This window comes from Sphingopyxis chilensis (assembly GCF_035930445.1).
In the GTDB taxonomy this organism is placed as follows: Bacteria; Pseudomonadota; Alphaproteobacteria; order Sphingomonadales; family Sphingomonadaceae; genus Sphingopyxis; species Sphingopyxis chilensis.
The window spans coordinates 2,241,188-2,255,177 of record NZ_CP142394.1 but is presented as its reverse complement, the minus strand read 5'-3'; the positions used below and the strand labels follow the sequence as shown (position 1 = coordinate 2,255,177).

Sequence of the window (13,990 nt, the reverse complement as noted above, 5' to 3'; positions counted from 1 at the left end):
CCAAAACGGTCATCGCGGCTCCATTTTCGTGCTGGAGTTAACAGGGTAGACGCAGGAAACTCGCAAGAGGGGGGATGAAAATCGCACCGGCCGACGAATTTTCCTAACGCTCCGTTCACTGGCGTAGATATTAACATCGTTGAAAATTTTATTCGACGATCCCCCCATGTCCGAAAATGGGGCGTCTATCCGAATGGCGTCGCATCGAACGCCGGAACAGCGGGACATGAATCCCGCACGACAGGATGAGGGAGAGGGGACATGCGGGTTCGTGCATGCAATTTGCGCAAATTTCTGTTGAGTGGTGCGGCGATCGGCTGCCTGGCGTTTTCGGGCAATGCGGCGCTGGCGCGCGAGCATGTTACAAATTACCGCATTCCGGCGCAGTCGCTCGATCGCGCGCTGCGCGATTTCGGCGTGCAAAGCGGCGTGACGATTCTGGTCGATGCGTCGGTCGTCAACGGCAAGCGCACCGCCGGGCACAGCAAACGTTCGGACCCCGAAACGGCGCTGCGCTCGCTGCTGCTCGGAACCGGGCTCGGCTATCGCCGCGACGGCAACGTCTTCGTGGTGACGCGGGAGGGAAACGCGACCCCGCTCGCCGCCGGCGATGAAATCGAGGACGATAATGAAATCGTCGTCACGGCGCAGAAGCGCGAGGAAAAGATCAGCGACGTGCCGATCGCGATCAGCGCCTTCACGCCCAAGGGTCTCGACGACCGCAAGGTCGAAAGCGGGGCGGAACTGGTTCGCGCGGTTCCCAATGTCAATTTTTCGAAGGGCAACTTCAGCGGTTATGATTTCACGATCCGCGGCATCGGAACCAAGGCGATTTCCGCGTCGAGCGATCCCGCCGTCGCGGTCAGCTTCAACAACACGCCGCTGATCCGCAACCGCCTGTTCGAAGCAGAGTTTTTCGACCTTGAGCGCGTCGAGGTGCTCCGCGGCCCGCAAGGGACGCTATATGGCCGGAACGCCACGGGCGGGGTGGTCAATGTCATTCCGGCGATGCCGAGCGACGAGTTCGAGGGGATGGCGAAGGGCGAAGTCGGGAATTTTTCGACGCGCCGGCTGAGCGGGATGATCAACGTTCCGCTGACCGACACGCTGGCGGTCCGCGCGGCCGGCGCGATGACCAAGCGCGACGGTTTCGATTTCAACAGTTTCACCCAACAGCGCGTCAACGATCGCGACCTGTGGTCGACGCGCGTGTCGGCGCAGTGGGAACCCACCGACGATCTGAAGGCGAGCTTCATCTGGCAGCATTTCGAGGAGGACGATCAGCGTTCGCGCACCGGCAAGCAGCTTTGCACGCGCGACGACGGGCCGGCGATGCTGGGCACGACGGTCGTCCCGGACTATCTGCGTCCGAAGCTGAGCCAAGGCTGCAAGCCGGGATCGCTTTACAGCGACGCGGCTTTCGGCGCGCCGAATGCGTCGAGCTTTGCGTTCGTCTACACGGCAAAGCTGATCGGCGTCGGCTTTGTTCCCGACCCCATATTGGGTGTCGCGGTGGTGCCGCTGATTGACCCGGACCTCGACCCCTATGCCGGCATCCGGCAATCCCGGAACCTGCGTGAGATCGCTACCAGCTATGATCCGGTCTTCCGCGCCAAGAATGATGTGTTCCAGCTCAATCTCGAGGCAGGGGTGGGCGACTTGAAGCTGATCTCGCAGACCGCCTATTCGCGGGATCGTTACTATTCGTCGCAGGATTATAATCGCTTCGTTTCGGTTCCGATTTTCAACGATTCGAGCGACCCGGGGTTGATCGATGGTCTGGGACGGCCGAATAATATCCCCGGGCCGACTCCGGGTGGCGTCTATACCGATCCGCAACTCGGGCCCTCGGACCGGATGCTCGCGGTCGATGTCAGTCAGTCGCGCAACACGCAATGGACGCAGGAGCTGCGGCTGCAATCCGATTTTTCGGGGCCATTTAATTTCAGCATCGGCGCCAATGCGCTGAACTTCAAGTCGCAGGACGATTATTACGTCTTCAGCAATTTATTCAGCCTGCTTGGGGAGTATTTTTACAACCGCGAGGACGCGCCGGGCGAAATCGGCACGGGAACGCGCAATTGCAATCCGGGCCAGGAGTTTCGTGAATGCATCTATGTCGATCCGAATCCTATCGACCAGATCGACGGGCAGGGGCATAATTATTTCCGCAGCAAGAATGTCGTGCAGACGCGGTCGTGGGCGCTGTTCGGTGAGGCCTATTGGAATGTGTCGGACGATGTAAAGATCACCGCCGGCGCGCGCTATACCAACGACAAGAAGACCTCGACACCGATTCCCAGCCAACTTTTGCTCGGCGCGCAGAATTTCGGAACCGAGAGCGGCGCATCGAGCGGCGGCCGCGTCAGCATCGGTTACCCGGCGCTGCCGCCGATCGACCAGCAGTGGGACGCCTTCACCGGACGGTTGGTCGTCGACTGGAAACCCGAAACCTCCTTTTCAGACGACACATTGGTCTATGCGTCCTTTTCGCACGGGTACAAAGGGGGCGGTTCGAACCCGCCGCGCGTCGATATCGACCCCAAGGTGATCCAGTATCAGCCGCTCGCCGAGACGTTCAAACCCGAGTATGTCAATGCGTTCGAAATCGGCACGAAGAACAGTTTCGCCGGTGGCAGGATGACGCTCAACGCCACCGCCTTTTTCTATGACTATACCGATTATCAAGTGTCGCAGATCGTCGACCGCATTTCGCTCAACGAAAATTTCGATGCGCAAAGCTGGGGGCTGGAGCTGGAGGCGGCGTGGCAGCCATCGCGCAATTTCCGGGTCGATTCCAACTTCGGCTATTTGCGCACGCGGATCGGAAAGGGGGCGCAATCGATCGATGTGATGGACCGGACGCAGGGGAATGAGGACTGGGTCGTGCTGCGTCCGCAGCTTGGCGTGCCGTCGAACTGCATCGCACCGCGCGACAAGGTCGAGACGATCCTCAATTCCTTTTTTGCCGGTCCTGGCGGGCTGGGAGATTTGATGCTGTCCGCGATGTGCGCGGGATCGGCGCGCTACGGCAGCTTCAATCCGAATGTCGAGACCAATCTGCGCTACGATCAGTTTCTGGGTTTCACTTACGATCCGCTCACCGACGCGCCGAACGGCGGGCGCGGTTTCTATGCCGATCTGGAAGGGAACGAGTTGCCCAATTCGCCGCGCTTCACCTTCAATGTCGGCGCCCAATATACCTTCTTCATCGACGACTGGAATCTGACGTTTCGCGGCGATTATTACCGCCAGGCGAAAAGCTATGCGCGCGTTTACAACACCGAATATGACCGGCTGAAGGCGTGGGACAATGCCAATCTGGCGGTGACGCTGGAACGGCCGGAATCGCAGTTCGCGATGCAGCTTTATGTCAAGAATCTGTTCAACGACACGCCGATAACCAACACTTTCACGAACAGCGACGACACGGGGCTCAGCGCGAATATCTTCACGCTCGATCCGCGCATCATCGGTTTCAGTGTGACCAAGCGTTTCTGATCGGCACGACGCAAGGTCCTCCCTCGGGCGCGTTTTCGAACGCGCCCTTTTTTTACGAACGATCGGATTCACCGAAAAATTTCGATGCCTTATCCCCCCTGTCCGATCGCGCGCGCGTCTATGGGTAAGGGAAATCAGAATAGTTTCCCGCAATGCAAAGCAATAAACGGAGAGGATAAGTCATGAACAATCTCAAGAAGATATTCGTCGGCACCGTGGCTGCGCTCGCCATGCTTCCTACCGCCGCGCTCGCGGGAACCTATTCGCCTGCGGGTACGGGTGGCGCCGGTCCCAGCACGGTGGAGGTGAAGAAAGGCATCACGCTGACCTGCACGCTCACCGCCACCACCAATTCGAACGGCACCATTTCGACCACGGTTCCCAGCGGCACCAAAATCACCGGCATTTCGCTGACCGGCGGCCTCTGCGGTGCGGTTTCGTTCAGCGGTTTTCCGTATGACATCACGACGCTGAACGCGACCGATGTCGTGATCAACGATGTGCGCGTCGTCGGCATCACCGGCAATTGCCGCGGAAACCTCCGCGCCAAGCTGGTCGGCGGCGTCCTCCAGTTCACCCACGCCAACACCATCCCCTCTGACCCGCCCGGTGGCTCGGCGTGCAGCATGCAGAACAATGTCTCGACCAGCCCGACGGCATCCTACACCTATCCCTGATCGGCCGTTGGCAACCAGACCGTCCCCTGCCTGTCCCTATGGGGCAGGCAGGATCGGGGTAACCCCTCCCTCCCTCCCCACGGTCTGCCAACAGCTGAAACGATGAAGACCGGAAGGCATTTTGCCTTCCGGTCTTCATCGGCTTGCGGGGGGAAGGGACGGGCGCGGCGGGGTTTCGAGGCTGCAGGACGGGTGACGGAACGATGAATGCGGGGATAGACGGGGGATTTGCCGGCGCGATTGGCGTGCTGCTCACCCTGCTGGACGTCCCGGCCCAGGCTCAGGCTCCCGCGGTCGAATCCTCCTCGCCCCTATCGCCCGAAATCGACGAGATCGTGGTCACCGCCCAGTGGGGCGCCGCGCTGGTCGAGTCCGAAACCGAACTCGGCGAGGCCGAAATCGACGCTTATGGCGCGAATTCGATCGGCGACCTTGTCTCGCTAATCGCCCCGCTCACCGGGCGGCCGGACGAACGCCCGATCATCCTCATCAACGGCGAGCGCGCCGATGGCGCAACCGGAATCAACGGTTTCCCGCCTGAAGCACTGGCGCGGATCGCCATCCTGCGCTCGGAGGCGGCGGAGCGATATGGCTATCCGCCCGGGCAGCGGGTGGTGAACCTCGTGCTCAAAAAGAGCTTCGCGTCGTGGCAGGGCGAAGCCGGCGTGCAAATCGCGACGGCGGGCGGGCGCGAAAGCGGGCAGCTGTCGCTCGGCCGCTTCGTGATCGACGGCAAATCCCGCTGGAGCGCGCGCGTCGACGCCTCGCACGACAATCACCTGCTCAAGAGCGCGCGCAGCGGTGCAGGCGACCTCGACGCCTCCGATGCCAGCCGCACGCTGCTGCCCGCTTCGGACAGGCTGACGATGAATCTTGGCCTGACGCGGCCGCTGGGGCGGTTCAGCGGCACATTCGGTATCGATGTCGCCCGGCGCGACACGCGCCAGTTGCTCGGCCCGGCGCCCGTGCCCGCTGGCGGTGGCGGGGATCCGCTTCGCGGCGATCAGGATTCGACAAGCCTCGGATTGTCGGCGCTTTTGGGCGGCCCGCTCGCCGGCTGGCAATCGAATATCATCGCCCGCTACACGCGCTCCTGGTCCACCAACGCGCTCGAACGCGTGGCCGCCGGGCCCGAAATCCGGATCGACCGGACGCGTTCGCGCAGCGAGGGGTTGTCGGCCCAGGTCAATCTCAACCGGCCGGTCCTGACGCTTCCAGCCGGCATGGTAACATCGAACATTTCGTTCGGCGCGGCCCGCGACTGGACCCAAAGTCGCGGGTCGGGGGAGGGGGATATTCCTGCCGGGTTCGAATTCCGGCGCCGGCAATGGGACGCGCGGCTCTCGCTCGGCGTCCCGATCTCCTCATCGGTTTCCGACCGTTTTTCGGCGCTCGGCGACCTGTCGGTCGATATCGCCGGCGGCGTGAGCGAGGCTTCGGGCTCGCCGCTGCAGGAACGGTTCGATTTCGGATTGAACTGGACGCCTTTCCCCCTGCTTCAGCTCACCGCCACGGCGGGCTTTGCGCAGCTGATACCGAGCGCCGATCAATTGGGCGGCCCCTATGTCGAGGAGGTCAGGCGCATCTATGACTATCGCCGGCAGGAGATCGCCGAACCGCGATGGATAACCGGGGGCAATCCCGACCTCGGCCGCGGGCGGCAGCGCAGCTATTCGCTGCGCGCCAGCCTGACGCCCTTCGCCGATCCGCAAATCTCGATCACATCGCAATATCAGCGACAATCGGCGACCGGCGGCGCCGGACTATTCCCGACGCTGACGCCCGCAGTCGAGGATGCGTTTCCGGAGCGCGTCGTGCGCGATGCTGCTGGCCGGCTCGTCTCGGTCGATGCGCGCCCGATCCGGATCGCGCGCGACATCAGCGAACGGCTCGACAGCGGCCTTGTGGTCTCCTTTTCCACCGGGGGCCGGGCTGGCGCAGAAGTCGGCGCTCCGCCCCAAGCCAGCCCCTGGCAGATGACGTTGTCGATCAACCATGGATGGACGCTCCGCAGCGAATTGCTGACCCGCCCCGGTGTCCCCGCCATCGACCGGCTGCGCGGCGACACCGCGCAATCGCGGCATAGCCTCACGTTCCAGCTCGTCGCCGGTCGCGCCGGGGCGGGGTTGACGCTCGACGGGACCTGGCAAAGCCCCTTCCGCCTCCGCGTCGACGGCCAGCAGGACTATCGCCACCGTGCCGTGACGGCGCTGAACCTTCGCCTGTTCGCCGAGCCAGAGCGCTTGCTGCGAATGCAGGAGAAGCCCGCGTGGCTCGCGGACCTGAATATTGCGCTCGATATCCGGAACCTGTTCGACAGCTATCGGCGCGTCGTGCTGAGCGACGGCACCGTGCCGGCGGGCTATGAACGCTATGAAGTCGACCCGCTCGGCCGTACGGTCCAGTTGTCGCTCCGCAAACGTTTCTAGCGCGGCGCGCGCGCCTCGGTGGTGCGGGCCCATTCGGCAAGCGGCCCGTGTCGTTTGATCGTCTTGAGGCACACGACGGTTTTCAACCGCTGGACGCCGGGCAGCTTCGACAAATTATGGCGGAGCAGCTCGTCGAGATGATCGGCCGATCGCGCAAAAATCTTGAGCAGATAGTCGCTCTCGCCCGCGGTGGTGTGGCACTCGACCACGGCCGGATGCGCGAGAACCGCGGCCTCGAACTCGATATGCGCGTCGAAACGGATCTGCACCTCGACAAAACTTTGCACGGCAAGCCCGATCGCGATCGGATCGAGGCGCGCGGCATAACCGTCGATCACGCCGCTTTCCTCAAGATTTTTCACGCGCGACCAGCAGGGCGACTTCGACAGACCGACCCGGTCGCCAAGGTCGGCGTAGGATTGGCGGCCGTCGCTCTCGAGCGCGGCGGCGATCTTCCAGTCGAGCTTGTCCATGCGTTCCGTCCTATATCGTGTTCAGGCAGCAATAGGGGAGCAAGTCGCACGGGAGAAGAACAAAATCCTTCATTTAGTGATAATGGCAGAACAATAGGTTGGTTTCGATCGGATTTGAACAACAAATCCGGACAATGTTCGCGCGCACGGGGGCTAGTCTTGCGGCCGAAGGTTTGGAGAGAGACCGATGGCCGCGACACATATTTTCGACGCACCGCCCGAAGGTGTCGGGGCCGATTGGACGATGCCGCAAAATTGGCGTGCCTTCACGGCCGAACAACATGAGACCTGGCGGTCGCTGTTCGATCGGCAGTCGGCGGTGCTCGACGGTTATGCGTGCCGGTCGTTCCTCGGCGGGCTCGACATTCTTCGCAAGCTGAAACCGGGGGTTCCCGACTTCACCGAACTCAACGCGCTGCTCAAACCCGTGTCGGGGTGGGAGGTCGTGGCGGTGCCGGGCTGGATTCCGAACGAGCCCTTTTTCCGGCATCTGGCGAACCGGCGCTTTCCCGCCGCCAATTTCGTCCGCCCGCCCGAGCAGATCGCGTACAGCGAAGAGCCCGATATGTTTCACGACATATTCGGCCATGTCCCGATGCTCACCGATCCGGCCTTTTCGGACTTTCTGGTCGCTTATGGCGAGGCGGGATTGCGCGCCGAAAAGCTTGGGGCATCGGACTATCTCGGGCGGCTGTGGCTTTACACGGTCGAGTTCGGCCTCGTCGTCGAGGATGGCGAGCTTCGCGCTTTTGGTGGCGGGCTGATGTCGAGCTTTGCCGAAACCCTGTCGGCGCTGACCGCGCCCGAACCGCGGCGCCTCTGGCTCGATATCGAGCGGGTTATGCGGACCAGATATCATTTCGACCAGTTGCAGCAGACCTATTTCGTCGTCGCGGGGTTCGAGCAATTGCTGCGCGCGACCGAGGAAACCGACTTTGCGAGCGTCTATCGCAAGATAGCGAACGAGCCCGCGCTTGAACCGGGGGATGCCTGTCCGGGCGATGTCGCCTATGAAGGACGCCTGCCGGCCCGTCCGGCAAGCGGAGAGGCATTCCCATGATCAGGCAGACGCGCGACGGCGGCACCGACATCTTCGAGACCGAGATCGACGGCGAGACGATCCAGTGGGACAATGGGCTCACTTACGCTCGGCATCTCCAGACCGCGCAGCTCTTGTCGGCACAGGTGCCGGTGTCGGACAAGCCCGACGAGATGCTGTTCATCATCATGCACCAGACGATGGAGCTGTGGATCAAGCTGGTGCTGCATGAGGCGCGGCTGGTCCTTGACGCGATCCAGGCCGACCGGCTGGAAATTGCAGGCAAGGGGCTCGACCGCATCGCGACGATCCAGCGGCACATGATCCACAGCTGGGAGGTGCTCGCGACGCTGACGCCGCATGATTTCCTGACTTTCCGCGGCTTCCTGCGTCGCGCGTCGGGGTTCCAGTCGCAGCAATATCGCGAGCTTGAATATCTGCTCGGCAACAAGCGCGAGGATATGATGATCGTCCATAAGGACGACCCAGAGGCCACGGAGCGGCTGCGCGCGACGTTCGAGGCGCCGTCGCTCTATGACGAACTGCTGCGGCTCCTCGCGCGGCGCGGGTTCGCCATTCCCGCCGATCATCTGGAGCGCGACTGGACCAAGCCCTATGAAGCGTCCGAGGCGGTCGAAAAGGCGTGGCTGGCGATCTACACCGACCCTGACCGGCACTGGGATCTCTACACGCTCGCCGAAAAGGTCACCGCGCTCGAATATTATTTCCAGGAATGGCGCTTCAAGCACATGAAGACCGTCGCGCGCGTGATCGGGCACAAGCCGGGGACCGGCGGCTCGTCGGGGGTCAATTATCTCGTCAAGGCGCTGAGCCTCAGTTTCTTTCCCGAACTCTGGTCGATGCGCACCGAAATGGTCGCGCCGCGCGAGGGTGGGGACTATGCGGCGGGGGAGCGCAAATGAGCCGGATCTGGGACATTTCGCAGCCGCTCCACGCCGCTGTGCCGGTGTGGCCGGGCGAGCCGGCCTTCGCGCTCCACAGCCATGCGGTGATCGGCGAAGGCTGCCCGGTCAACGTCGGGGGCATGTTCACGCCGCTGCACGCCGGGACGCATGGCGATGCGCCGCTGCACTATGCCAATGACGGCGCGTCGTCGGCCGACTGCGATCTGGGTGCCTATATCGGGCCGTGCGTGCTGCTCGACATGCGCCATGCGCGCGGGCGGGTCGAGATTGCGGATGTGGACTGGACCGCGATCGAAGGCGCCGAGCGTGTGCTGCTGCGGACCTACGAACATTTTCCGCACGATCGATGGGATAGCGATTTCACCGCCATCGCCAACGATGTGATCGCGAGGCTCGGCGCAATGGGCGTGCGCCTGATCGGCACCGATGCGGCGTCGCTCGACCCCGAACAGTCGAAGACGCTCGACGCGCATCAGGCGGTGAAGGCGGCCGACATGCGGATATTGGAGGGGCTGGTGCTCGATGACGTGCCGTCCGGCCGGTACGAACTTGTTGCGCTGCCGCTGCGCATCGTCGGCGCCGATGCCAGCCCGGTGCGCGCCATCCTGAGGGAAATCGCATGACCGACACGATGACCGTCACCGATGTGCAGGCGCTCGATGCTTCGGATCCGCTCGCCCATTTTCGCGAGCGTTTCCATCTGCGCAAGGGGATGATCTATCTCGACGGCAATTCGCTCGGCGCGCTGCCCAAAGCGACGAGCGACCGGCTGGCGGGGGTGATCGGCGAAGAATGGGGCGAGGGGCTGATTACCTCGTGGCTCGAAGCCTTATGGTCGACCGCGCCGCGGCGCATCGGCGACAAGATCGGCCGGCTGATCGGCGCCAACCCCGGCGAGATCGTCGCGAGTGATTCGACTTCCGTCAATATCTTCAAGGCGTTGACGGCCGCGCTTTCGTTGCGGCGTGAACGGACGGTGATCCTGTCCGAAGCGACCAATTTCCCAACCGACGTCTATATGATGCAGGGCATCGAGGCCTTTTCGGGCGGACGCGTCAAGGCGGCGACCGTCGCGCCCGACGATATCGTCGAGGCGCTGAACGACGATGTCGCGGTGCTGCTGCTGACGCAGGTGCATTACAAGTCGGGCCGCGTTCGCGACATGGCGGCGATCACGCGCGCCGCGCACGATGCTGGCGCGCTCGTCGTCTGGGACCTGAGCCACAGCGCGGGCGCGATCCCGGTCGACCTCAACGGCGCAAACGCCGATTTTGCTATTGGCTGCGGCTATAAATTCCTCAACGGCGGGCCCGGCGCGCCGGCCTATCTGTTCGCGGCGGCGCGGCACCATTCGGCGACGCCGGTGCTGTCGGGCTGGTTCGGCCACGCGCGGCCCTTCGCTTTCGAGGAGGATTATGATCCTGCCGCCGGGATCGAGCGCTTCCAGTGCGGGACGCCGCCGGTGCTCGGCCTGTCGGCGCTCGAGGTCGGCGTCGACCTGATGCTCGAAGCCGATATGGCCGAAATCCGCCGCAAGTCGCTCGCACTCGGCGACCTGTTCATCGAGCAGATGCGGCCTCTGTGCGAAGCCTATGGTTTCGAACTGATCAGCCCGGAGGACCATGCGACGCGCGGCAGTCAGGTCGCCTATGCGCACCCGCAGGGCTATCAGATCGTGCAGGCGCTCAAGGAATATGACGTCATCGCCGACTTCCGCGCGCCCGACATTTTGCGCTTCGGACTGACGCCGCTTTACCTGCGTTATCGCGACATCGTCGAAACGGTCGATCGGCTCGAAACAGTCTGCGCGACGCGCGCATGGGACAAACCGCAATATCACCAGCGGGCGGCGGTGACATGAGCGACGTGTCGGCGCCCCTCCTGCCCAGGTCGCGCGTCGCCGCGGTGCAGGCCGCGCCGGTCTTCCTCGACCCGGCGGCGACGATCGACAAGGCGTGCGCGCTGATCGCCGAGGCGGCCGTCAATGGCGCGCAGCTGGTCGCCTTTCCGGAGGTGTTCGTCGCCGCCTATCCCTACTGGAACTGGCTGATGACGCCGATCGAGGGCGCCGAATGGCACGAGCGCCTCTACCGCGCGTCGCTCCTGATCGACGGGCCCGAGGTTGCCGCGCTGTGCGCCGCCGCGCGCGACCATGGCTGCACCGTCGTGATCGGGATCAACGAACGCGACCCGGTCAGCGTCGGCACGCTCTACAACGCGAACCTCATTATCGGCGCCGACGGTAGCCTGCTCGGACGCCACCGCAAGCTGGTGCCGACCTGGGCCGAGAAGCTGACCTGGGCGGGCGGCGACGGCAGCTCGATCCGCGTCTATGACACGCCGGTCGGGCCGCTCGGCACGCTTGCATGCGGCGAGAATACCAATACGCTCGCGCGCTTCGCGCTGCTGTCACAGGGCGAGCTCGTCCATGTCGCCAATTATATCGCGCTCCCCGTTGCGCCCGCGTCGTACAATATGGCCGAGGCGATCAAGATCCGCGCGACCGCGCACAGTTTCGAGGGCAAGGTCTTCACGATCGTCGCCTGCTCGACGGTGAGCGAGGAGATCGTCGCCGCGATGAGCGCCGACCGCCCGCAGAACCGCGATCTGCTCTCGCGCCCGAACAGCGCCTGGTCGGGCGTGATCGATCCGCACGGCAATCTGGTCGGCGACGCGCTGATCGACGTCGAGGGCATCGTCTATGCCGACATCGACCTGGGCGAATGCATAAGGCCCAAGCTGATGCACGACATCATCGGCGGCTATAATCGCTTCGACATCTTCAACCTGACGGTCGACCGGACGCCCCGCGCGTCGGCCCTGTTCATCGACGAGCCCCAGCCCGCCGATGCCGACGAGGAGACGCCGCCATGACAGGCAATAGCACGATGATCGACCCGCGCGACGATGTGCTCGGACGGTCGCGCGTCACCGATACCCCTGAACTCGAAGCCTTTTATCAAGAGCTTGCCGCGCGCAATGCCGGCGCCTTCTGGAAGCGCGCCAATGCGATCGAGCCGTGGGAGCCCGAAACGCGCTATCGCCCGACGCTCTGGCGCTATTCCGAGATGCGCGACATGTGCCTCCGCGCGCTCGATCTGGTGAAGCCCGAGGAAGCGGGGCGCCGCGTCGTGACCCTGCTCAACGACAGCGACGCGGGGCGCGAGAATGTCGCCGTATGCGGCTGGCTGTTCAGTGGCATGCAGGCGATGCGTCCCGGCGAGATCACCCCCGCGCACCGCCACACCGCCTCGGCGCACCGCTTCATCATGGAGGGGAAGGGCGCCTATACCGTCGTCGATGGCCATCACATCACGCTCGGCGCCAATGATTATGTGCTGACGCCGGGCGGCTGCTGGCACGACCATGGCGTCGTTGCTGACGGCGAAGTGTCGATCTGGCAGGACGGGCTCGACATTCCGCTGATGAACAGCCTCGAGACCAATTTCTACGCGGTTTATGACCAGCCCGCACAGGCGGCGGCGTTTCCGACTGACGACCTGCCACTGACCTATGGCGGGGGGGCGCTGCGGCCCGAAGGCATCGGTGCATGGGAAAAGCCCTATTCGCCGGTGATGGTCTATCGCTGGGACGCGACGCGTGACGCCTTGTGGAACCTCGCGAAAGTGTCCGACGGGTCGCCCTTCGACGGGCATATGGTGCGTTACTCGAACCCGCTGACCGGCGGTTGGGCGCTGCAGACGATGGGCGCGCATATGCAGATGCTGAAGCCCGGTTTTCGCGGGCTTGCGCACCGCCACACCGGCAATGTCGTCTATAATGTCGCGGGCGGCCGCGGCTATTCGATCATCGGCGGCCAGCGCTTCGACTGGGGCACGCACGACATTTTCTGCGTTCCCGCGTGGGTGTGGCACGAGCATGTCAATCTCGACGCGTCCGAAGAGGCCTTCCTTTTCTCGTTCAACGATTTCCCCGTGATGGAGGCGCTCGGCGTCCGGATCGAGGAAGCCTATCCCGACCATGGCGGCCACCAGCCCGCCTGACTTGCAGCAGACAGGACTATTTATGCGCTTCGTGACATATCGCACGGTGGACACCGAGCCGCGGCTCGGCGTTCTCCATGGCGGCCTCGTGATCGACGTCGAATATTTCGGCGACGCGATCGGGCAGGATTTGCCCGCGACGATGCTCGATTTCATCGACCTGGGGCCCGTCGCGCTGCGCTTCCTGCAGGAAGCCGTCGCGTCGGCGACGACCGCCGACCTCATCGGCACCTCGCTGCCCGAGGGAAATGTCACCCTGCTCGCACCGATCCCTCGCCCGCGCAAGAATATCTTCGGAATCGGTCTGAACTATACTGAGCATGTTGCTGAATCTGCGCGCAGTCTCGACACGTCGAACGAGCTGCCGCAGCAGCCGGTGATCTTCTCGAAGCCGCCGACCGCAGTCGTCGCGTGGAACGATCCGATCCGGCACAATGCGAAGGTGACGCAGCAACTCGACTGGGAAACCGAGCTGGCAGTGATCATCGGCAGCACGGCGCGTGACGTCGCCGAAGCCGACGCGCTGGACCATGTGTTCGGCTATACGGTGATCAACGACGTCTCAGCGCGCGACTGCCGCCGCGCCGGGCAATGGATCGTGTCGAAGGGCCAGGACAGCTTTGCGCCGATGGGGCCGTGCATCGTCACCGCCGACGAAATCGGCGACCCGCATAATCTCAATATCCTCACCCATGTGAACGGGGTGGAAAAGCAGAACAGCAACACGCGCTTCATGCTGTTCAATATCAATCAGTTGATCTCCGATATTTCGAGCGTGATGACGCTCGAACCTGGCGACATTATCGCGACCGGAACCCCAGCCGGGGTCGGCGCGGGGCGCGATCCGCAGGAGTTCATGTGGCCGGGTGACGTCGTCGAATGCACCGTCGAGGGCATCGGCACGCTCCGCAACCCGATCGTCGCGGTCTAAGGCGCCCACG

General features: G+C 63.5%; 11 protein-coding genes. 10 read left to right on the top strand and 1 reads right to left on the bottom strand.

The features are described from left to right. The first annotated feature begins 261 nt into the window (after positions 1-261). The 3 genes from VSX79_RS10365 (at position 262) to VSX79_RS10355 (ending at position 6,607) form a co-directional block, all read left to right on the top strand. A complete protein-coding gene (locus VSX79_RS10365) occupies positions 262-3,501 on the top strand; it encodes a TonB-dependent receptor domain-containing protein (protein WP_179495691.1) in 3,240 nt (1,079 codons plus the stop codon). 182 nt (positions 3,502-3,683) lie between these two features. Next, positions 3,684-4,178 (top strand): hypothetical protein, encoded by a 495-nt coding sequence (locus VSX79_RS10360; protein WP_179495693.1) that lies wholly within the window; start codon positions 3,684-3,686, stop codon positions 4,176-4,178. A 203-nt stretch (positions 4,179-4,381) separates the two neighbouring features. Further along, the gene (locus tag VSX79_RS10355) at positions 4,382-6,607 is read left to right on the top strand and encodes a TonB-dependent receptor (RefSeq protein ID WP_326913297.1); all 2,226 of its coding nucleotides are present in this window, start codon (positions 4,382-4,384) and stop codon (positions 6,605-6,607) included. On the opposite strand, the gene VSX79_RS10350 is transcribed toward VSX79_RS10355, so the two are convergent. Further along, complete coding sequence (locus tag VSX79_RS10350; RefSeq protein ID WP_179495697.1) at positions 6,604-7,080, bottom strand: Lrp/AsnC family transcriptional regulator; 477 nt, start codon at positions 7,078-7,080, stop codon at positions 6,604-6,606. The genes VSX79_RS10355 and VSX79_RS10350 overlap by 4 nt on opposite strands. Before the next feature lie 187 nt (positions 7,081-7,267). Here VSX79_RS10350 and phhA point away from each other — a divergent pair, with 187 nt between their 5' ends. Genes phhA through VSX79_RS10315 form a run of 7 tightly spaced genes read left to right on the top strand, consistent with a single transcriptional unit; the run spans position 7,268 to position 13,980 of the window. Beyond that, a complete protein-coding gene (gene phhA / locus VSX79_RS10345) occupies positions 7,268-8,140 on the top strand; it encodes a phenylalanine 4-monooxygenase (RefSeq protein ID WP_326913296.1) in 873 nt (290 codons plus the stop codon). Then, positions 8,137-9,042, top strand: a complete 906-nt coding sequence (locus tag VSX79_RS10340; RefSeq protein ID WP_326913295.1) for a tryptophan 2,3-dioxygenase — start codon at positions 8,137-8,139, stop codon at positions 9,040-9,042. The genes phhA and VSX79_RS10340 overlap by 4 nt, the downstream gene beginning before the upstream one ends. Beyond that, complete coding sequence (gene kynB, locus VSX79_RS10335; RefSeq protein ID WP_179495704.1) at positions 9,039-9,668, top strand: arylformamidase; 630 nt, start codon at positions 9,039-9,041, stop codon at positions 9,666-9,668. The genes VSX79_RS10340 and kynB overlap by 4 nt, the downstream gene beginning before the upstream one ends. Beyond that, positions 9,665-10,906 carry a kynureninase gene (gene kynU / locus VSX79_RS10330; RefSeq protein WP_326913294.1) on the top strand — a complete coding sequence of 414 codons (1,242 nt, stop codon included), beginning with the start codon at positions 9,665-9,667 and terminating at the stop codon, positions 10,904-10,906. The genes kynB and kynU overlap by 4 nt, the downstream gene beginning before the upstream one ends. Then, on the top strand, positions 10,903-11,919 hold the full coding sequence (locus tag VSX79_RS10325) for a carbon-nitrogen hydrolase family protein (protein WP_326913293.1): 1,017 nt from the start codon (positions 10,903-10,905) through the stop codon (positions 11,917-11,919). The genes kynU and VSX79_RS10325 overlap by 4 nt, the downstream gene beginning before the upstream one ends. Next, complete coding sequence (locus VSX79_RS10320; RefSeq protein WP_326913292.1) at positions 11,916-13,049, top strand: cupin domain-containing protein; 1,134 nt, start codon at positions 11,916-11,918, stop codon at positions 13,047-13,049. The genes VSX79_RS10325 and VSX79_RS10320 overlap by 4 nt, the downstream gene beginning before the upstream one ends. Before the next feature lie 22 nt (positions 13,050-13,071). Next, complete coding sequence (locus tag VSX79_RS10315; protein WP_326913291.1) at positions 13,072-13,980, top strand: fumarylacetoacetate hydrolase family protein; 909 nt, start codon at positions 13,072-13,074, stop codon at positions 13,978-13,980. Positions 13,981-13,990 lie beyond the last annotated feature (10 nt).